This window comes from Pseudomonas sp. No.21 (genome assembly GCF_054558415.1).
Genome location: NZ_BAAJNO010000015.1, coordinates 37,604 through 54,993, shown reverse-complemented (window position 1 = coordinate 54,993; position 17,390 = coordinate 37,604). Strand labels below are relative to the sequence as shown.

Here is a 17,390-nt window from a genome sequence, read left to right as displayed (position 1 = left end):
CGTGACCGGGGCACGCTCGTGGCGCCGGCTAGTCAGTTCCCCGCCGACACCCCACGGTCGATCGCCATATCGGCCCCGGTGATCGAGGCGGCGGCCGGCTGGCAGAGGAAGTAGGCCAGCTCGGCCACTTCGGCCGGTTGTATGAAGCGCGCGTCGGCGCCTTGCGGGTACTTGGCCAGCAGTTCGCGGTAGTAGCCCTGTGGATCGCCGTTGCTGTAGCGCTGCGCCTGGAACTTCAGCATCGGCGTCTCGATGTCGCCCGGGGAGACCGCATTGCAGCGCACGCCATCGGGCGCGAGGTCCAGCGCCAGGGTCTTGGTCAGCAGCGTGACGCCGCCCTTGCTCGCGCAGTAGGCGGCGGCGTTGCGGTTGCCCTGGCGCCCGGCGTCGCTGGAGATGTTGACGATGCTGCCCCGGCTCTGGCGCAGCGCCGGGATGGCCGCTGCGCACATGAAGAAGGTGCCTTTCAGGTTGACGTCCAGGACCAGGTCGAAATCCTCTTCCGAGCAGGTTTCGACCGGCCCTTCGCGCCACACGCCTGCTGCATTTATCAGTGCGTCCAGCTGGCCGGTCGCCGCGATGACGGCCTCGACGACCTCGCGGCAGGCGCTGGGTTGGCGGATGTCCACGGCCAGGTGGCCGGCCAGGGGCTGCTCGCTGGCCAGGGCCTGGAGTGAGGGAGCGTTCTGGTCAGTGGCGAACACACGCCAGCCGCCCTGGATGAAGCGTTCCACCAACGCGCGGCCGACGCCGCCGGCGGCACCGGTGATCAGGACTACAGGATTCATGGGCTGTTCTCTCGCATGGCTAAGGGCTGCGCTCAGGGCGCCTTGTTTTCCACGAGGCAGTTGCCGCCGTCGACCACCAGCACTTCGCCGGTGATGTAGCTGGCCTCGGGCGAGGCGAGAAAGGCCACGGCTGCGGCGATTTCCTCGGGGCGGCCGGCCCGGCCGATGGGGACGAACTGCGCCGCATGCTGCTCTTCGGGCGTGCTCGAGGCGGTGGCGATCCACCCCGGGGCCACCGAGTTGACGGTGATGCCCTCCCGCGCGACTTCCAGCGCCAGCCCCATGTTCATCCCCAGCATCCCGGCCTTGGCCGCGCTGTAGGCGGCCTCGCCCGGGTTGCTGCCGCGGGTCCCGGTGGTGGAGCTGATGTTGACGATGCGGCCGTAGCGACGGGCGCGCATGCCCGGCAGCACGCCCCGGGTCAGCAGGAAGGCGGTGGTGAGGTTGCGCGCGAGCGACAGGTTCCACATCTCCAGGCTCATGCCCGCCACCTCGGCGAAGGGTTCCGGGCTGCCCTGCATCGCCATGCCGGCGTTGTTCACCAGGATGTCGATGCGTCCCCATTGCGCCTGCGCCCAGGTGAGCAGCGCGTGCACGGCGGCTTCGTCGGTGAGGTCCGCTGCCTGCCCCTGCGCGTCGAACCCTTCCGCGCGCAACTCGGTCACCCGCTCGGCGATGCGCGCGCTGCTGGCGGTGACGATCAGCTTCGCGCCGGCACGCCCCAGGCGCCGCGCGATGGCCATGCCGATCCCCGATTCGCTGCCGGCCCCGCTGACCAGGGCTACCTGGCCCATCAATACTGGTTCGGACATGGTTTTTCTCCCGCATGGCTGTCTTGAGCTGGAAGCTAAAGGCGTTTAGCTGATAGAAAAAGACAACCGTTATCAGCAGAACTGACAACCCTATGGCCTTCACCAGCGAATCCCTGAAAGTCTTCCTCGCCGTGCTGGATGCCGGCTCGTTCTCGGCGGCTGCCAGGGCCCTGGGGCGTGTGCCGTCGGCGGTCAACATGGCGATTTCCCAACTGGAGGCGGAGCTGGACCTGGAGCTGTTCGACCGCTCCTCCCGCCGGGCGCTGCCGACGGCTTCGGCCAGGGCGCTGGAGCCCCAGGCGCGGCAGGTGGCGGGCCAGCTCAACCTGCTGGACGCGCACGCCCTGCAGCTGCATGCCGGGCTCGAGCCGCGCCTGGTGCTGGCCATGGCGCCGGAGCTGCAGAGCGGCGCCTGGAGCCAGCCGCTGTCGACGCTGGCGCGTGAGTTCCCGACGCTGGAGATCGAAGTCCGCTCCGCTGCCCAGGCCGATGCCACGCGCATGCTGCATGAGGGCAGCGTGCAGCTGGCGCTGGTGTTCGAACGCCCGGGGATCGACGAGCGCGAGGCCTTCGTCGAGGCGGGGAGCCAGTTGCTGGCCGCCGTCGCGGCGCCCGGCTACAGCCAGGCGGCGCTGAGCGAATCCGGCCTGGCCGAACGCCGGCAGATCGTCGTCGCGCTTGGCGACCCCAAGGCGTCGGACCCGCAGATCGTGCTGTCCCACAGGGTCTGGCTGACCGACAGCTACCTGGCCACACTGGGCCTGGTGCAGGCGGGGATCGGCTGGGCCTACCTGCCCCAGCCGCTGGTGCAGCCGCTGATCGCATCCGGTGCGCTGGAGCACGTCGCGTTCGCCGACATGGCCAACCAGATGCGGCTGTGGGTCGATGTCGTCTGGCTGAAGAGCCGCCCGCTCGGGCTGGCAGCCAGGCGCTACCTCGAACTGCTGCGTGAGCAGACCCGCACCGAGCCGGGCCGGGCGTGAGCGCCGCGATGCGATGCGCGCGCCGAACGGCGGAAACGAAAAAGCCCGCGCGAGGCGGGCTTTCCGGGGTGCCGCGACCGTCATGGGACGGTCGGGACATCGATCTGGCGCATCCGGCGGGATTCGAACCCACGACCCCTGCCTTCGGAGGGCAGTACTCTATCCAGCTGAGCTACGGATGCTTGGAGAGGCGCGCAATGATACCTGCATGGGCTGCCAGCGTCCACGCTGGCACGAATGTTCGTGATTTCGAACGAAAATGACGCTCGTGCTCGATTCTGCACAGTAAAACCTGCAAAATTTTCCCTTTTTCGTCTGTTTTATCGAACAGGCTATTGCCCTTTACCCCCTCTGGCCCTAGGATTCGTTTGAGATTTCAAACGCCCCTTGCAAACGCCAAGTCAGGCCGTTCCAATCGGATCCCCCTCCTGGTCAATCCCGTGTTGGCCGAACAAAAACAACGTGCCCCCGGCTCCTTGTAACCGGTGTGAAGGAGACAGCGATGCAATTGAAAGATGCCACCCTGTTCCGCCAGAAAGCCTATATCGATGGCGCCTGGCTGGACGCCGACAGCGGCCAGACCATCAAGGTCAACAACCCGGCAACGGGCGAGATCCTCGGCACCGTGCCGAAGATGGGCACCGCCGAGACCCGTCGTGCCATCGAAGCGGCCGACAAGGCCCTGCCGGCCTGGCGCGCGCTGACCGCCAAGGAGCGCGCCAACAAGCTGCGCCGCTGGTACGAGCTGATGATCGAGAACCAGGACGACCTCGGTCGCCTGATGACCCTCGAGCAGGGCAAGCCGCTGGCCGAAGCCAAGGGTGAGATCGCCTACGCCGCCTCCTTCATCGAATGGTTCGCCGAAGAAGCCAAGCGCATCTACGGCGACGTGATTCCCGGCCACCAGCCGGACAAGCGCCTGATCGTCATCAAGCAGCCCATCGGCGTCACTGCGGCCATCACCCCGTGGAACTTCCCCGCCGCGATGATCACCCGCAAGGCCGGCCCGGCCCTGGCCGCCGGCTGCACCATGGTGCTCAAGCCCGCCTCGCAGACCCCGTACTCCGCCCTGGCCCTGGCCGAGCTGGCCGAGCGCGCCGGCATCCCCAAAGGCGTGTTCAGCGTGGTCACCGGCAGCGCCGGCGAAGTGGGTGGCGAGCTGACCAGCAACCCCATCGTGCGCAAGCTGTCCTTCACCGGCTCCACCGAGATCGGCCGCCAGCTGATGGCCGAATGCGCCCAGGACATCAAGAAGGTGTCCCTGGAGCTGGGCGGCAACGCGCCCTTCATCGTCTTCGATGACGCCGACCTCGACGCCGCCGTCGACGGCGCACTGATCTCCAAGTACCGCAACAACGGCCAGACCTGCGTCTGCGCCAACCGCCTGTACGTGCAGGACGGCGTGTACGACGCCTTCGTCGAGAAGCTGAAGGTCGCCGTGGCCAAGCTGAAGATCGGCAACGGCCTGGAAGAGGGCATCACCACCGGCCCGCTGATCGACGAGAAGGCCGTGGCCAAGGTCCAGGAACACATCCTGGACGCGGTCAGCAAAGGTGCCAAGGTCGTATCCGGCGGCAAGCCCCACGCCCTGGGCGGCACCTTCTTCGAGCCGACCATCCTGGTCGACGTACCGAAAACCGCCGCCGTGGCCAAGGAAGAGACCTTCGGCCCGCTGGCCCCGCTGTTCCGCTTCAAGGACGAGGCCGAAGTCATCGCCATGTCCAACGACACCGAGTTCGGCCTGGCTTCCTACTTCTACGCCCGTGACCTGGGCCGCGTGTTCCGCGTGGCCGAGGCCCTGGAATACGGCATGGTGGGCATCAACACCGGCCTGATCTCCAACGAAGTGGCGCCCTTCGGCGGCATCAAGGCCTCGGGCCTGGGTCGCGAAGGCTCCAAGTACGGCATCGAGGACTACCTGGAGATCAAGTACCTCTGCCTCGGCGGTATCTGAATCCGATGTAAAGACGGGGCAAGGCGCGAAAGAGCGCGCGGCGCCCCAGCGGTACCCATGAACCATATCGAGCCTCCGGCAGGCCCGCGCAGTCGATCATCGAATGCTGCGCTGCAACCTGCCGGGGGCATTCATCCTTGAAGCTGCGCCGCCCGATGAGCGGCCGTGAGGAACCCATGAGCAAGACCAACGAATCCCTGCTGCAACGCCGTGCCGCCGCCGTCCCCCGTGGCGTGGGCCAGATCCACCCGGTCGTCGCCGAGCGCGCCGAGAACGCCACCGTCTGGGACGTGGAAGGCCGCGAGTACATCGACTTCGCCGGCGGCATCGCCGTGCTGAACACCGGCCACCTGCACCCGAAAGTGGTCGCCGCCGTCCAGGAGCAGCTGACCAAGCTGTCCCACACCTGCTTCCAGGTGCTGGCCTACGAGCCCTACATCGAGCTCTGCGAAGAGATCGCCAAGCGCGTACCGGGTGACTTCGCCAAGAAGACCCTTCTGGTCACCTCCGGCTCCGAAGCCGTCGAGAACGCCGTGAAGATCGCCCGTGCCGCCACCGGCCGCGCCGGCGTGATCGCCTTCACCGGCGCCTACCACGGCCGCACCATGATGACCCTGTCGCTGACCGGCAAGGTGGTCCCGTACTCCGCCGGCATGGGCCTGATGCCCGGTGGCGTGTTCCGCGCCCTGGCGCCCTGCGAGCTGCACGGCGTGAGCGAAGACGACTCCATCACCAGCATCGAGCGCATCTTCAAGAACGACGCCCAGCCCCAGGACATCGCCGCGATCATCATCGAGCCGGTGCAGGGCGAAGGCGGCTTCTACGTCAACTCCAAGCCCTTCATGCAGCGCCTGCGCGCCCTGTGCGACCAGCACGGCATCCTGCTGATCGCCGACGAAGTGCAGACCGGTGCGGGCCGTACCGGCACCTTCTTCGCCACCGAGCAACTGGGCGTGATCCCGGACCTGACCACCTTCGCCAAATCCGTCGGCGGCGGCTTCCCCATCTCCGGTGTGTGCGGCAAGGCCGAGATCATGGACGCCATCGCTCCCGGCGGCCTGGGCGGCACCTACGCCGGCAGCCCGATCGCCTGCGCCGCGGCCCTGGCCGTGCTCAAGGTGTTCGACGAAGAGAAACTGCTGGAGCGCAGCCAGGCCGTGGGCGAACGCCTCAAGGCCGGCCTGCGTGAAATCCAGGCCAAGCACAAGGTCATCGGCGACGTCCGCGGCCTCGGCTCCATGGTCGCCATCGAACTGTTCGAAGGCGGCGACGAGAGCAAGCCGGCCGCCGAGCTGGTCGGCAAGATCGTCGCCAAGGCGCGCGACAAGGGCCTGATCCTGCTGTCCTGCGGCACCTACTACAACGTCATCCGCTTCCTGATGCCGGTCACCATTCCCGATGCGCAGCTCGACAAAGGCCTGGCCATTGTCGCCGAGTGCTTCGACGAACTCGCCTGAGGCTCACCAGCCAGGCGTACTTGAGACCCGCTTCGGCGGGTCTTTTTTTGCCCTGGATCAAGGCCTACACCTCGCGGTGTTCAATACCCTCAAAAGGCCACTATCCAGCCCGTGAGGCGCCGTTTAGACTGCGCGCTCGCTTTTTTGCCAACTCCATCGCATTCCCGGCTTCCAGGCCACGCCCCTGGATCGCGCTGCCCTTCGAGGTTCACATGCCTGCCCACGCCAAGGTCCCGGAAATCCTGATTGCCGAGGCCGACCCCTGGACGGCGGACCTGCTCGCGCAACTGGTGCTGGACGTGCGTGGCGATGCCAGCCTGGTGCGTGTCACCGACACCCAGGCGGCCCTGGCCCGCTGCAAGCGACGCCTGCCCGACCTGGTGATCGCCGATGGCGAGCTGCAGGGCGGCGGCGGCCTCGAGCTGCTGCGCCAGCTGCGGCGCCACCCGCGTACCCCGGTGCTGCCTTTCATCCTCATCAGCGAGAAGGTCGACGCCAGCAGCGTGCGCGCCGCGCTGCCCCTGGCGCCCAGCGCCTACCTGGGCAAGCCCTTCAATGCCGAAGGCCTGCGCCAGCGCCTGGGCAGCTTGCTGCCAGGGGCCGACAAGGGCCGCAGCGCCGTGGCCCCGCTGCTGGTTGGCACCCTCAGGGAATACCTCGACAGCGTGCGCGAGGAAGGGCAGGGCGCGCCGCTGCTCAGCGATGTGCGCGACGCCGTCAGCCAGTGCCTGCAGGCCAGCGATATCGACCTGCGTGACCTCGACGACGTCTTCTCCCGCGATCCGCAGATCACCGCCAAGCTCATCGCCGCCGCCAACAGCGCGGCCCACCACCTGGGCGTGCCCTGCCAGACCCTCGGCCAGGCGCTGCACCGCCTGGGTGTCACCCGTGTGCTCAACCTGGTGCTCGGCATGGCCCTGGAGCGCAACGCCCACCTGCATGACCCGCGCCTGGCCGAGCTGGCCGAGATCGCCTGGAAGTCATCCCAGCGCAGCGCCGAGCTGGGCTACTGGATGGCCAGCGAGCTCGATCTGGATGCCGAGCTCTGCTACACCGCCGGCCTGCTGCACAACATGGGCGAACTGGCCCTGCTGCGCAGCCTGCAGGACTGGCAGGACGCCGGTGGCGAACTCGGTGACGAAGAGCTGCTGGAGACCCTGCACAAGCGTGCCGCCAGCTTCGGCTCCGCGCTGCGCATCCGCTGGCGCCTGCCTTTCGGCCTGCGCGAGCTGGTGGCCGCCTTCTATGGCCTGGGTGGCGGGGTCTTCTCCCGCGAGGCGCTGGTGATGAACCTCTGCGCCGGGCTGCTGCGCCTGCCCGTGGGGCAGGACGCGGGTGCGCTGCTGGAAGAGCGCGCCGCGCGCCTGCTGCGCCTCGACCCCGACCTGCTGCGGCGCTTGCCCGCGCGCCTGCTGCAGGCCTGAGGGCTCAGCCCAGGGCTTCCTCGATGAAGTCGAGGCGGTCCTGGCCGAAGAACATGTCGTTGCCGACGAAGCAGGTCGGCGCCCCGAACACCCCGCGCTTCACCGCCTCCTCGGTGGCGGCCTTCAGGGCGTCCTTCACCGCCGGGTCGCCCACCCGCGCCAGCAGCGCCTGCGGGTCGAAACCGGCCTCGACCAGGGTCGCGCCGAGGATCGCCGGGTCGCCCAGGTTGCGCCGCTCCTGCCACATCGCCCTGAACATCGCCTCCAGGTAGGCCTCGAAGCGCTCCGGCTGGTGCAGCTGGATGCCGATGGCGCCGCGCATCAGCGTCAGCGTGTTGATGGGAAAGTGCGGGTTGAACACCAGCGGTACGCCATAGCGCTTCGCGTAGCGGTCCAGGTCGATCATCGAATAGCGGCCCTTCACCGGCACCGCATTGGGCGAGGCATTGCCCGTGGCCTGGAACACCCCGCCCAGCAGCATCGGCCGGTACACCAGGGCCGCGCCCTTGCGGGCACACAGGGCAGGTAGCTGGGTCCAGGCCAGGTAACTGGCCGGGCTGCCCAGATCGAAGAAGAATTCGACGCTCTTGGTCATGGTTTTTCTCGTTCTTGTCAGCGAATTCGTGAGACCGCGCGAGCGACGTTCAGGCTAGGCGGCGAGCCCGGGTGAAAGCGGAGTTGGCTTCTGCCAATGAGCATTTCGCACGGGATCGCCAACAACGCCTGGGCGCCGCGCAGCCGGTCGGCTGCACACCTACCAGCGTTCCATCCAGGGGCGTAGATCCAGCTCGAACGTCCAGGCATCTCGCGGCTGGCTATGCAGGAACCAGTAGTTCTCGGCGATGTGCTCGGGGTCGAGGATGCCGTCCTGCTCCTTGCGGGCGTAGATGTCCGGGAAGCTGTCGCGGATGAAGTCGGTGTCGATGGCGCCGTCCACCACCACGTGGGCGACGTGGATGTTCCGTGGCCCCAGCTCGCGCGCCATGCTCTGCGCCAGGGCGCGGATGCCATGCTTGGCGCCGGCGAAGGCGGCGAAGTTGGCGGCGCCGCGCAGGCCCGCCGTGGCCCCGGTGAAGAGGAGGGTGCCGCGCCCGCGGGTGACCATGCGCCGGGCCACGGCCTGGCCGGTGAGGAAGCCGGAGAAGCAGGCCATTTCCCAGATCTTGAAGTACTTGCGCGCGGTCTCGTCGAGGATGCTGCAGGGCACGTTGGCGCCGATGTTGAAGACGAAGGCCTCGATCGGGCCGATATCGCGCTCGATCTGTTCCACCAGCGCGGCCACCTCTTCTTCCTTGCGCGCGTCGGAGGCAAAACCGTGGGCCTGGCCGCCTTCCGCGCGGATGCTGTCCACCAGCGGCTGCAGCTTGTCCGCGCTGCGCCGGGTCACGCAGGCGATGTAGCCCTCGCGGGCGAAACGCCGGGCGATGGCACCGCCGGTGGCATCACCGGCGCCTATCACGAGCACCACCTTGTTGTTGTTCGATTCGGTATTCATGGCAGTCACCTTTAACTAAACGGTCGTTAGCTGAACGGACGTTATGCTACAGTCCAACCCGCGTCAAGCAGTGCGTTTTATGGAGGTCGACATGCGCTATTCCCCCACCCACAAGGAAGAAACCCGGCAGAAACTGTTGGAAAGCAGCGGTGCCATCGCCAAGGCCGGCGGCTTCTCCAGCACCGGCGTGGACGCCCTGATGAAAGCCATCGGCCTCACCGGCGGCGCCTTCTACAGCCACTTCCCGTCGAAGGACGACCTGTTCACCGCCATCGTCGAGCGCGAGCTGTCACGCAGCCTGATCGGCCAGGTCGCCCAGGGTGAAGGCTTCGACCAGGCGCGGCTGCAGCGTTGCCTCGAGCACTACCTGAGCATGGCCCATGTACGGAATGCCGAAGGCGGCTGCGCGATTCCCGCCCTGGGCGCCGAGATCGCCCGTGCCGGCCTGCCGGTGCGCGAGACCGCCGAGCACTGGATGCTGCAACTGCAGCAGGCCTGGGCGGAAATCCTCGAAGACGGCGAGCTGGCCTGGGCGGTGATCTCCCAGTGCGTCGGTGCCCTGGTGATCGCGCGCATGCTGGCCAGCGAGCCCTTGCAGGAAGAGGTTCTCGGCGCTGGCCGCCAATTGCTGATGCAGGCTCTGGAGCGGCGCGGCCAGGGTTATCCACAGCCGCTCTGATGATGCGCGGGGCAGGCGCCCCACGCGGTGTGTGAGCCGGGTATCCGTAACCTGGGAAGTCCCTGCGCTCGGGACTTCCCGGTCGGGCCCGGGGGGCCGCGCCTCAGATTTCCTGCATCTCGAAATCCATCTTGCCCACGCCGCAGTCGGGGCAGATCCAGTCCTCGGGCACGTCCGCCCAGGGGGTGCCGGCGGCGATGCCCTCGTCGGGCCAGCCCTTGGCTTCGTCGTAGATCAGGCCACAGACCACACAGATCCAGGTTTTCATGCCGGTACCTCTTGTTCTTCACGGTTGAGCGGATTGTCCGCGGCGCGACGCCCGCCGGGCCGTGGTGGCCGGGGCGCTGTCGTGGGCGGAATGGCGGCGATAGTAGGCGCAGAAGGGCCGCCAGGCGGCCCATCTTAGGTTTGGGGTTACGGGGCAGGCGTCAGGCGGTCTGTGCGCGCTCGGCCACCGGCTGCTGCGGTGCCTGCCAGCGGTTGGCGCGGGCGAAGGTGCCGATGTCGTTGAAGCGCACGCCCATCTCGCGCATCACCTTGTGTGCCACCGGGGCGGTCATCTGGCGGATGTAGAAGGGCTCCTTGACCACGAAGTGGTGGATCGCGTGGGTGCTGCCGAAGTTGAAGCAGAACGCCTGCAGCGGCCACAGCCACCAGGGGTTGAGCACCTGGGTCTGCTGGATCACGTTGCCCGGCTCCACGTCGCCGTAGTAGTGCATGTTGGAGCTGACGAAGTGCAGGCAGAAGGTGCGCAGCACGTTGGGGCCCACCAGCACCACCACCCCGATATCCACGCCCTGCATCACCGCCAGGGTGGTGTCCGACCAGGCCACCGGCGCGCCCAGCAGCGCACTCACGCCGTTGATGGCATGGAAGCCGAGGAAGACGTACCAGGTGCCCCAGTTCATCAGCGCCAGCGGTGCGTAGACCTTCAGCGTGCGTACCAGGATGGACTTCCTGTGCGCCCAGCTCCTGGCCCGGAGCATGCGGATCAGCGAGGACATCACGTTGTCGCCCACCATCAGCAGCCGGGCGAGGCCCCAGGGCTCGCCGTTGGTGATGGCGCGCTCCTCCATGTCGGCCTCGGTGCCGGAGACCTTGTGGTGGTTCAGGTGCAGGTGGCGGCGCACCCACGGGTTGATGGTGCTCGGCCGTGCCAGCCACACCAGCGCCATCATCAGGTTGTGCGCCACCTTCTGCTTGCGGAAGTACATGCTGTGGATGAGGTCGTGCTCCAGCTCGTGGGTCAGCGAGGCGAGGAAGGCGTTGACCAGCAGGCAGGCCCACCAGGCGATCGCGCCGCTCAGGTAGAGCACCGCCGAGCCGACCATGCCGGCGAGGGCGAAGGCGAGGATGCCGGCGCCGATCAGGTCCTGGCGGTTGAGGACCGGGTAGCGCTGGCGTAGCTCTGCGCCGTGGGCCATCACCACTTCACGAATATGGGCTGATCGCTGTTGATCATTCAGCTTTGCGGGGCTTGCGGTGGTCGGGGACATGCTTACATCCTCTTGCTCGTCGTGAGCCCACTCTGCCGAGGCGGTGCCCGCCACGCCTGACCCTGAACGCCAACCTGTTGACCGGATACGCCAACCTGCATGAGCGACGAGCCCTCCACCCTCGCCAGCTGGACCCGAGCCCTGCGCAAGCAGCTGGACGCCCTCGGCCTCGACAGCGACGGCCTGTGCCGCCAGGCCGGCCTCGACCCGGCGCTGATGGACGACCCCAACGCCCGCTACCCGCTCTCCGCCACCACGCGCCTGTGGCAGCTGGCGGTCGAGGCCAGCGGCGACCCGGCACTGGGCCTGAAGATTTCCGGCTACGTCAGCCCCACCACCTTCCACGCCCTGGGCTATGCCCTGATCGCCAGTGCCAGCCTGCGCGAGGTCTTCGAGCGCATCGAGCGCTACCACCAGGTGGTCAGCGATGCCCTGGCCCTGCAACTGACCCTGCATGGCGAGCGCTATGAGTTCCGCCTGCGCGTGCCCGGGGAGGGCCCCGCACCGGCCCCCGAGGCGGTGGACGCCTTCGCCGCCATCTACGTGCGCACCTGCCGCAACCGCCTGGGCCGCGACTATGCGCCGCTGGCCGTGCACCTGCGTCGCCCGGCCCCGGCCGACCCTGCGCCCTGGCACCAGGTGTTCCGCTGCCCGCTGCATTTCGGCGCCCCGGAAGACCTGATCGAATTCGCCTGCGAAGACTTCGAACGGCCCCTGGAAGACGCCAACGCCGAACTGGCCGAGCACAACGAGACGGTGCTCAAGCGCACCCTGGAACAGCTGCAGGTGCCCACCTGGGCGCGCAAGGTGCGCGCCTGCTTGGAGGCCCAACTGCCCAATGGCGAACCCTCGGCCGAGCGCATCGCCCAGTCCCTGCACTTGAGCCTGCGCAGCCTGCAGCGCCACCTGGCGGAAGAGGGCAGCAGCTACGAGCAACTGCTCGGCGACACCCGCCAGGCCCTGGCCCTGGTGCACATGCGCGACCCGCGCTGCTCCATCAGCGAGATCGCCTACCTGCTCGGGTTCGCCGACACCAGCAGCTTCAGCCGCGCCTTCAAGCGCTGGACGGGCCAGGCGCCGAGCCAGTACCGCGAAAGCCTGGGGCGTTGAACCTTCACGGAAGGCATCTGTGCTCCAGGGGCCTTTCGCCTGCGTGGCAGAACTGGCCAGTCGCCAGCCGAACGGCCAGAATCCCTCCACTACAAGAACCACCCGAGAAGCCCATGCGTCCTGCCTACGCTCGCCATCCCTATGCCGTCGCGCTCCACACCCTGGGCCTGGCCCTGCTGATGCTGGTCTACACGCGCTGGCAGGTGCCGCCCGCCTGGAGCATCCCGGCCTACCTGTTGCTGGCGCTGTGGCCCTGGCTGGGGCCCTGGAAAGTGCCGGAGGAACCGCGTGACGAGCCGCTGGAGGACCAGGCCCCGCGCCTGGCGGAACTGGCGGTGCAGGCCGACCGCCACGCCGCCGAACGCCTGCGCCTGGAAGCCGTCGCCAGCCAGCTCGACAGCCTGTTGCGCCAGCGCCTGGAGGAGGGCGCCAGCTGGCTGCAGCGCCATGACGCAGGCGTCGCCCCGCCGGATCTCGATCGCCTCGAACAGCTCGCCGCACAGTTGCAGCAGGCCGGTGCCGAAGGCCGCGCCGACCTGGACAAGGCGCGCCAGGCCTTCGCCGCGCTGCTCGCCGAGAGCGGCACCGGCCGCGAGCGCGTCCAGGCCCTGGCCGAGCGCAGCGGCGAGATCCAGAAGGTCGCCCAGAGCATCCAGTCCATCGCCAGCCAGACCAACCTGCTGGCGCTAAACGCTGCCATCGAGGCCGCCCGCGCCGGTGATGCCGGGCGTGGCTTCGCCGTGGTGGCGGACGAGGTGCGCAACCTCGCCGCGCGTACCGCCGGTGCCACCGAGGAAGTCGGGCGCATGGCCGAAGACATCCAGCAGCAGACCGCCGCCGCCGTCGCCCACCTGGCCGGGCAGGATGCCGGGCTGGCCGCAGGCGTGGCCGCGCTGGAGCCCCTGGGCGATCGGATGGCCGGCCTGGACGGGCAGGGTGCGCAGTTGCGCGAGGCGCTGGCGCCCTTGCCGGATCACTGGGCGCTGCAGCACGAGAACCAGCAGGCCTGGCGCCAGGAGATGGCGCGCCTCGAGGCCCAGCTGGAAGAAGCGGCGGCGCTGGGCCGTCAGCTCGCCGAGGCCCTGCGCGGGCCGGCCTGAGCCGCTACAGCCGCGCCGCCTTGCGCAGGCCGGCGAGGTCGAGGATCTCGATCTCGCCATAGTTCAGGTGCACCACGCCCTGGGCCTCCAGCTCCTTGAGGATCTGGTTGGTGGTCTGCCGCGACACCGCCAGCATCAACGCCAACTGCTCCTGGGCCAGGTGGATGACCCGGCGCTGGCCGCTCGTCTCGCCATAGCCCTCGGCGATCATCAGCAACCGCCGCGCCAGGCGTTGCGGCGCCGGCAAGAGGCTCATCTCCTCCAGCGCGATGAAGGCCAGGCGCAGCTTCTGGCTCATCAGCAGGGCGAGCTCGCGCCACCAGGCCGGCTCCGCCTCCAGCATCTTCTGCAAGGCCGCCTGGGGCACGTTGAGCAGCTGCGTCGGGCCTTCGGCGAAGGCGTCATGGGTGCGTGGCTGGCCATCGAACAGGCAGATCTCGCCGAACCAGTGCGGCGGCTCCTCCAGGGTCAGCAGCGCCTCCTTGCCGTTTTCCGCACTCACGCCGATGCGCACCGCGCCCTCGAGCACGGCATACAGCCCGCAGGGCGGGTCGCCCCGGCGGAACAGGCATTCGCCGGCGGCCAGGCTCAGCGGGCGCGCCTGGTCCACCAGGGCCTCCTGCAGGGACGCGGGCAGGCCGGCGAACCAGTGGCCGGTGAGCAGTTGGGAACGGCAGTCGGAAAGTTCGGGCATCGGGCGATGGGCTTTGTCGGCTAGCTGACAGAGGATAGGTCAGGACAGGCGCCATTATCGGCGCAACTGCCTGCAACCTGAGGACATAACAATGAAAACCCTCGTCGACCATCTTTCCCAGTACGCCGAATACCACCGTGACCGGCGCAATATCTTCAGCCACTTCATCGGCATCCCCCTGATCGTGGTCGCCGTGGCCGTGCTGCTGTCGCGCCCGGGCCTGGTCGTCGCCGGCCTGTGGATATCTCCTGCAGCCCTGGTGGCGCTGGCCTCCGCCGTCTTCTACTTCCGCCTCGACCTGCGCTTCGGCCTGGTGATGACCGCGCTGCTCTGGCTCAGCCTCTGGGTCGGCACCACGCTGGCCGTGCAATCCACCGCCCTGTGGCTCAGCGCCGGCCTCGGCCTGTTCGTGGTGGGCTGGGTGATCCAGTTCGTCGGCCACTACTACGAAGGCCGCAAGCCGGCGTTCGTCGACGACCTGATGGGCCTGGTGGTCGGCCCGCTGTTCGTGGTCGCCGAGCTGGGCTTCATGCTCGGCATGCGCAAGGAGCTGGAGCAGGCCATCGAACACCGCGCCGGCCCGACCTGCATCCGCGAGAAGAAAGCCACCGCCTGAGGCGATGCGCGGTTGGATCGCTTCCCCTGTGGGAGCGGCTTCAGCCGCGAAAGGCTTGCCTGAAGCTTCCATCACGAATGAATTCGCTCCTACAGCGAGGGGCGAAGCGTTGGTGGTTGGTGCGAGTCCGCCTGGTGGATAAAAGAGCGTTATCCACCCTACCCAGCCGGGGAGCGCGGGCCGGCACGATGCGCCAGGCGCTGTAGGGTGGACCCCGCTTCACCGGTCCACCGCTACGGTGTTGGGCCGGGCATCTGTGGGAGCGGCTTCAGCCGCGAAATGCTCATCGCCGGCGCTCGGCTCCGAGTGGCTGGAAACCCCATCGCGAATGAATTCGCTCCTACGGGATAGGGGTGAGGCTTCGGTGTATGGGGCGAGTCCGCCTGGTGGATAGAAGAGCGCTATCCACCCTACCCAGCGGGGGCCGGCACGATACGCCAGGCGCTGTAGGGTGGACCGCGCTTCACCGGTCCACCGCTGCGGTGTTGAGCCTGGCGCCCTGTGGATAACTCGCTCTACCCCTTCTGCCTCAGCCGCCCGTGGCCAGCAGCTGCGCACTCATCGAGCGTGCGTGGCGGTCGACCATCATTGGTGCGTAGGGCCGGCCGGAGGCGCTGACCAGGGTGTTGCTCTGGCTGTTCATGTCGCTGAGGGCGGTCTTGAGGAAGCTCCAGCGGGTCTTCAGCTTGCCCACCGCCGGGTCGCTCTTGTCCATCGGCTGCAGCTGGGCGTCGATGGCCGGCAGCAAGGTGCGTTCGTCCTGGCCGATGTAGGTGTCGTTGCTTTCCCGGGCGATCTCGAAGGTGCCGATGTAGGCGCGGCTGAGGTACTGCACGGCGAGGTATTCCACCTTGGCCGGCAGCTCGCCGTCGGCGGTGTTGCCGGGGGTGGCACGGGCGGCGATGAGGAAGTCGCGCAGGGACTTGGCCAGTTCCTGGGGGAAGCGCCAGGGCACGTCCTCTTCGTTGTGGCCGTAGGAAACACCTTGCTGCAGCTGGGTAACAAGCGCGCGGTACTTCTGCCGGAGCCCGTCGCTGGGCTGCGGCACGCTCTGGAATGCGGCATCCAGCGCCTTGATGTCGGCATCGAAGCGGGTCTTGTGGGTTTCCTGGAAACCTTCACCGCGGAACAGCAGCAGGCTGCTGGTGGCGCGGCAGGCGTGGACCTGCACCTGGTCGATGGGCGCGAGTTCGGCGGCGAGGGCCATCCCGGCCCCGGCGAGGCTCAGCAGCAATCCGATGAAAGCGCGTGATAGAGCGTCTGAAAGCATCCCGGCGTGCTCCTTTTGTTGTTGTTGTGAGCAGACAAAGCGATGGGTTGTGTGGGCACCAGTCGGTGCGCGCCCAGCCTACTGCGCCGGGCCCTGGAGGGTATTACCCGAAAGAGTGATTTATGACGGCCGGGCGATAAATCATCCCATCCGGAGGATCTGCCTCAGCCGTTCGGCGCTCTCCGGGTCGGCGGGGAACAGGGTCTCCAGGGCCAGCTCGGACAGGGTCACGTCCACCGGAGTGCCGAACACCGTGATGGTGCTGATGAAGCTGATCACCCCCAGCGGCGTGTCCAGTTGCAGCGGCACCAGCACGCCATCGGCGACCAGGGCATCGGGCGCGGGCGGGGCCGGGTAGGCGGCGAGTTCGTCGTACAGGGCCTGCAACTCCCCGTCGCCGCTCACCTCGATGTCGTGCCGAAGGCGCTCCAGCAGGTGGGCGCGCCACTGGCCGAGGTTGGCGATGCGCGGCGCCAGGCCCTGCGGATGCAGGGTCAGGCGCAGCACGTTGAGCGGCGGGCCGAGCAGTGCAGGGGCGACGCCGGCGATCAGCGCCATCACCGCGTCGTTGGCCGCCAGCAGGTTCCACTGGCGGTCGATGGCCAGCGCCGGGTTCGGCTCGTGGGCCTTGAGCAGCTGTTCGATGGCCTGGCGCGCGCCGGCCAGGGCCGGGTCGTCCAGGGTGCGCTGGGGGAACAGCGGCGCGTAGCCGGCGGCGGCCAGCAGGCGGTTGCGTTCGCGCAGGGGAATGTCCAGCTGCTCGGCCAGGTGCAGGAGCATCTCGCGACTGGGTTGGGCGCGCCCGGTCTCGACGAAGCTCAGGTGGCGGGTGGAGATCTCCGCGTCGCAGGCGAGGTCGAGCTGGCTGAGGCGGCGGCGCTGGCGCCACTGGCGCAACAGGGCGCCGACGGGGTGGGTGGGTGCGTTCATGGCAGCGACGATAGTCGAGCCGGTGAGGCACGGCCATTACCTGGCAGGTAATCGACGCGATTCTCCGCTCGATGAATCCTGGCGACCAGGCACCGGCAACCGCCGGGCCGCTCATACCCAGGAGATTCGCCATGACCACCGTGCAACCCTCCCCCCTGCTGCGCCGCGCCCTGCAACTCGATGCCCTGGTCAGCGGCGGCGCCGGCCTGCTGATGACCCTGGGCGCCGGTCCGCTTTCCGCCCTGCTGGCCCTGCCTGCCACGCTGCTCACCGGCGCCGGCCTGTCGATGCTGCCCTGGTGCGCCGTGCTGCTGTGGCTCGCCCGCCGCGACACCCTCGACCGCCGCGCGGTGTGGGCGGTGATCGCGGTCAACGCCGTGTGGGTGGTGGACAGCGTGCTGCTGCTGGCCAGCGGCTGGGTGCAACCGACCCTGCCGGGCCAGGCCTTCGTGATCGCCCAGGCGCTGGCGGTGGTGCTGTTCGCCGAGCTGCAGTTCTTCGGGCTCAAGCGCTCGGCCGAAGCGGCCTGTGGATAACCCGGGCATCGAAAGGACCGGATCGCTGCGAAGGGTGGACGTCGCT

At 68.2% G+C, this 17,390-nt stretch carries 17 protein-coding genes, 1 tRNA gene and 1 pseudogene; 9 read left to right on the top strand and 10 right to left on the bottom strand.

What is annotated here, in order from left to right; all coding sequences use genetic code 11:
- Positions 1-32 precede the first annotated feature (32 nt).
- Both ACYJSS_RS26260 and ACYJSS_RS26255 read right to left on the bottom strand, forming a co-directional pair.
- Positions 33-788: an SDR family NAD(P)-dependent oxidoreductase gene (locus ACYJSS_RS26260; RefSeq protein WP_236205913.1), complete on the bottom strand. Its 756-nt coding sequence runs from the start codon at positions 786-788 to the stop codon at positions 33-35.
- Between the two features lie 32 nt (positions 789-820).
- The gene (locus ACYJSS_RS26255) at positions 821-1,600 is read right to left on the bottom strand and encodes an SDR family NAD(P)-dependent oxidoreductase (protein WP_236205912.1); all 780 of its coding nucleotides are present in this window, start codon (positions 1,598-1,600) and stop codon (positions 821-823) included.
- A 92-nt stretch (positions 1,601-1,692) separates the two neighbouring features.
- Here ACYJSS_RS26255 and ACYJSS_RS26250 point away from each other — a divergent pair, with 92 nt between their 5' ends.
- Entirely contained in the window at positions 1,693-2,583 is an 891-nt protein-coding gene (locus tag ACYJSS_RS26250; protein ID WP_236205911.1) for a LysR family transcriptional regulator, read from the top strand.
- Positions 2,584-2,688: 105 nt separating this feature from the next.
- Here ACYJSS_RS26250 and ACYJSS_RS26245 read toward each other — a convergent pair.
- Positions 2,689-2,765: transfer RNA gene (locus ACYJSS_RS26245), tRNA-Arg, on the bottom strand.
- A 320-nt stretch (positions 2,766-3,085) separates the two neighbouring features.
- Here ACYJSS_RS26245 and gabD point away from each other — a divergent pair.
- The 3 genes from gabD (at position 3,086) to ACYJSS_RS26230 (ending at position 7,418) form a co-directional block, all read left to right on the top strand.
- Complete coding sequence (gabD, locus tag ACYJSS_RS26240) at positions 3,086-4,537, top strand: NADP-dependent succinate-semialdehyde dehydrogenase (RefSeq protein WP_236205910.1); 1,452 nt, start codon at positions 3,086-3,088, stop codon at positions 4,535-4,537.
- 176 nt (positions 4,538-4,713) lie between these two features.
- The gene (gabT, locus tag ACYJSS_RS26235; RefSeq protein WP_236205909.1) at positions 4,714-5,994 is read left to right on the top strand and encodes a 4-aminobutyrate--2-oxoglutarate transaminase; all 1,281 of its coding nucleotides are present in this window, start codon (positions 4,714-4,716) and stop codon (positions 5,992-5,994) included.
- 212 nt (positions 5,995-6,206) lie between these two features.
- Complete coding sequence (locus ACYJSS_RS26230; RefSeq protein ID WP_111263945.1) at positions 6,207-7,418, top strand: HDOD domain-containing protein; 1,212 nt, start codon at positions 6,207-6,209, stop codon at positions 7,416-7,418.
- Between the two features lie 4 nt (positions 7,419-7,422).
- Here the strand turns inward: ACYJSS_RS26230 and ACYJSS_RS26225 are convergent, their stop codons facing one another.
- Both ACYJSS_RS26225 and ACYJSS_RS26220 read right to left on the bottom strand, forming a co-directional pair.
- Complete coding sequence (locus ACYJSS_RS26225) at positions 7,423-8,013, bottom strand: 2-hydroxychromene-2-carboxylate isomerase (RefSeq protein ID WP_236205908.1); 591 nt, start codon at positions 8,011-8,013, stop codon at positions 7,423-7,425.
- Positions 8,014-8,172: 159 nt separating this feature from the next.
- Positions 8,173-8,913, bottom strand: a complete 741-nt coding sequence (locus tag ACYJSS_RS26220; RefSeq protein ID WP_111263947.1) for an SDR family oxidoreductase — start codon at positions 8,911-8,913, stop codon at positions 8,173-8,175.
- A 91-nt stretch (positions 8,914-9,004) separates the two neighbouring features.
- Between ACYJSS_RS26220 and ACYJSS_RS26215 the strand changes: the two genes are divergently transcribed.
- Positions 9,005-9,592 carry a TetR/AcrR family transcriptional regulator gene (locus ACYJSS_RS26215; protein ID WP_111263948.1) on the top strand — a complete coding sequence of 196 codons (588 nt, stop codon included), beginning with the start codon at positions 9,005-9,007 and terminating at the stop codon, positions 9,590-9,592.
- A gap of 103 nt (positions 9,593-9,695) precedes the next feature.
- On the opposite strand, the gene ACYJSS_RS26210 is transcribed toward ACYJSS_RS26215, so the two are convergent.
- Entirely contained in the window at positions 9,696-9,860 is a 165-nt protein-coding gene (locus tag ACYJSS_RS26210; protein ID WP_021220460.1) for a rubredoxin, read from the bottom strand.
- Positions 9,861-10,020: 160 nt separating this feature from the next.
- Positions 10,021-11,088, bottom strand: a complete 1,068-nt coding sequence (locus tag ACYJSS_RS26205) for a fatty acid desaturase (RefSeq protein WP_111263949.1) — start codon at positions 11,086-11,088, stop codon at positions 10,021-10,023.
- 99 nt (positions 11,089-11,187) lie between these two features.
- Here ACYJSS_RS26205 and ACYJSS_RS26200 point away from each other — a divergent pair, with 99 nt between their 5' ends.
- Together ACYJSS_RS26200 and ACYJSS_RS26195 are read left to right on the top strand one after the other, a co-directional pair.
- Positions 11,188-12,198, top strand: a complete 1,011-nt coding sequence (locus ACYJSS_RS26200; RefSeq protein ID WP_111263950.1) for an AraC family transcriptional regulator — start codon at positions 11,188-11,190, stop codon at positions 12,196-12,198.
- Between the two features lie 650 nt (positions 12,199-12,848).
- Positions 12,849-13,298: pseudogene (locus ACYJSS_RS26195) on the top strand (methyl-accepting chemotaxis protein); the annotation flags it as partial.
- 4 nt (positions 13,299-13,302) lie between these two features.
- Here ACYJSS_RS26195 and ACYJSS_RS26190 read toward each other — a convergent pair.
- Positions 13,303-13,992, bottom strand: coding sequence for a Crp/Fnr family transcriptional regulator (locus ACYJSS_RS26190; RefSeq protein ID WP_236205907.1), 690 nt, complete (start codon positions 13,990-13,992; stop codon positions 13,303-13,305).
- Positions 13,993-14,083: 91 nt separating this feature from the next.
- Here ACYJSS_RS26190 and ACYJSS_RS26185 point away from each other — a divergent pair, with 91 nt between their 5' ends.
- Positions 14,084-14,608, top strand: a complete 525-nt coding sequence (locus tag ACYJSS_RS26185; protein WP_236205906.1) for an Mpo1 family 2-hydroxy fatty acid dioxygenase — start codon at positions 14,084-14,086, stop codon at positions 14,606-14,608.
- Positions 14,609-15,137: 529 nt separating this feature from the next.
- On the opposite strand, the gene ACYJSS_RS26180 is transcribed toward ACYJSS_RS26185, so the two are convergent.
- Both ACYJSS_RS26180 and ACYJSS_RS26175 read right to left on the bottom strand, forming a co-directional pair.
- Positions 15,138-15,878, bottom strand: a complete 741-nt coding sequence (locus ACYJSS_RS26180) for a hypothetical protein (protein WP_111263954.1) — start codon at positions 15,876-15,878, stop codon at positions 15,138-15,140.
- Positions 15,879-16,019: 141 nt separating this feature from the next.
- A complete protein-coding gene (locus ACYJSS_RS26175; protein ID WP_111263955.1) occupies positions 16,020-16,808 on the bottom strand; it encodes an MmyB family transcriptional regulator in 789 nt (262 codons plus the stop codon).
- 131 nt (positions 16,809-16,939) lie between these two features.
- Between ACYJSS_RS26175 and ACYJSS_RS26170 the strand changes: the two genes are divergently transcribed.
- The gene (locus ACYJSS_RS26170; protein ID WP_111263956.1) at positions 16,940-17,344 is read left to right on the top strand and encodes a hypothetical protein; all 405 of its coding nucleotides are present in this window, start codon (positions 16,940-16,942) and stop codon (positions 17,342-17,344) included.
- Positions 17,345-17,390 lie beyond the last annotated feature (46 nt).

What these genes read in the sequence shown, in the direction of transcription:
- ACYJSS_RS26260 (WP_236205913.1), bottom strand. Translation starts at nt 788, where the DNA reads ATGAATCCTGTAGTCCTGATCACCGGTGCCGCCGGCGGCGTCGGCCGC.
- ACYJSS_RS26255 (WP_236205912.1), bottom strand. Translation starts at nt 1,600, where the DNA reads ATGTCCGAACCAGTATTGATGGGCCAGGTAGCCCTGGTCAGCGGGGCC.
- ACYJSS_RS26250 (WP_236205911.1), top strand. Translation starts at nt 1,693, where the DNA reads ATGGCCTTCACCAGCGAATCCCTGAAAGTCTTCCTCGCCGTGCTGGAT.
- gabD (WP_236205910.1), top strand. Translation starts at nt 3,086, where the DNA reads ATGCAATTGAAAGATGCCACCCTGTTCCGCCAGAAAGCCTATATCGAT.
- gabT (WP_236205909.1), top strand. Translation starts at nt 4,714, where the DNA reads ATGAGCAAGACCAACGAATCCCTGCTGCAACGCCGTGCCGCCGCCGTC.
- ACYJSS_RS26230 (WP_111263945.1), top strand. Translation starts at nt 6,207, where the DNA reads ATGCCTGCCCACGCCAAGGTCCCGGAAATCCTGATTGCCGAGGCCGAC.
- ACYJSS_RS26225 (WP_236205908.1), bottom strand. Translation starts at nt 8,013, where the DNA reads ATGACCAAGAGCGTCGAATTCTTCTTCGATCTGGGCAGCCCGGCCAGT.
- ACYJSS_RS26220 (WP_111263947.1), bottom strand. Translation starts at nt 8,913, where the DNA reads ATGAATACCGAATCGAACAACAACAAGGTGGTGCTCGTGATAGGCGCC.
- ACYJSS_RS26215 (WP_111263948.1), top strand. Translation starts at nt 9,005, where the DNA reads ATGCGCTATTCCCCCACCCACAAGGAAGAAACCCGGCAGAAACTGTTG.
- ACYJSS_RS26210 (WP_021220460.1), bottom strand. Translation starts at nt 9,860, where the DNA reads ATGAAAACCTGGATCTGTGTGGTCTGTGGCCTGATCTACGACGAAGCC.
- ACYJSS_RS26205 (WP_111263949.1), bottom strand. Translation starts at nt 11,088, where the DNA reads ATGTCCCCGACCACCGCAAGCCCCGCAAAGCTGAATGATCAACAGCGA.
- ACYJSS_RS26200 (WP_111263950.1), top strand. Translation starts at nt 11,188, where the DNA reads ATGAGCGACGAGCCCTCCACCCTCGCCAGCTGGACCCGAGCCCTGCGC.
- ACYJSS_RS26190 (WP_236205907.1), bottom strand. Translation starts at nt 13,992, where the DNA reads ATGCCCGAACTTTCCGACTGCCGTTCCCAACTGCTCACCGGCCACTGG.
- ACYJSS_RS26185 (WP_236205906.1), top strand. Translation starts at nt 14,084, where the DNA reads ATGAAAACCCTCGTCGACCATCTTTCCCAGTACGCCGAATACCACCGT.
- ACYJSS_RS26180 (WP_111263954.1), bottom strand. Translation starts at nt 15,878, where the DNA reads ATGCTTTCAGACGCTCTATCACGCGCTTTCATCGGATTGCTGCTGAGC.
- ACYJSS_RS26175 (WP_111263955.1), bottom strand. Translation starts at nt 16,808, where the DNA reads ATGAACGCACCCACCCACCCCGTCGGCGCCCTGTTGCGCCAGTGGCGC.
- ACYJSS_RS26170 (WP_111263956.1), top strand. Translation starts at nt 16,940, where the DNA reads ATGACCACCGTGCAACCCTCCCCCCTGCTGCGCCGCGCCCTGCAACTC.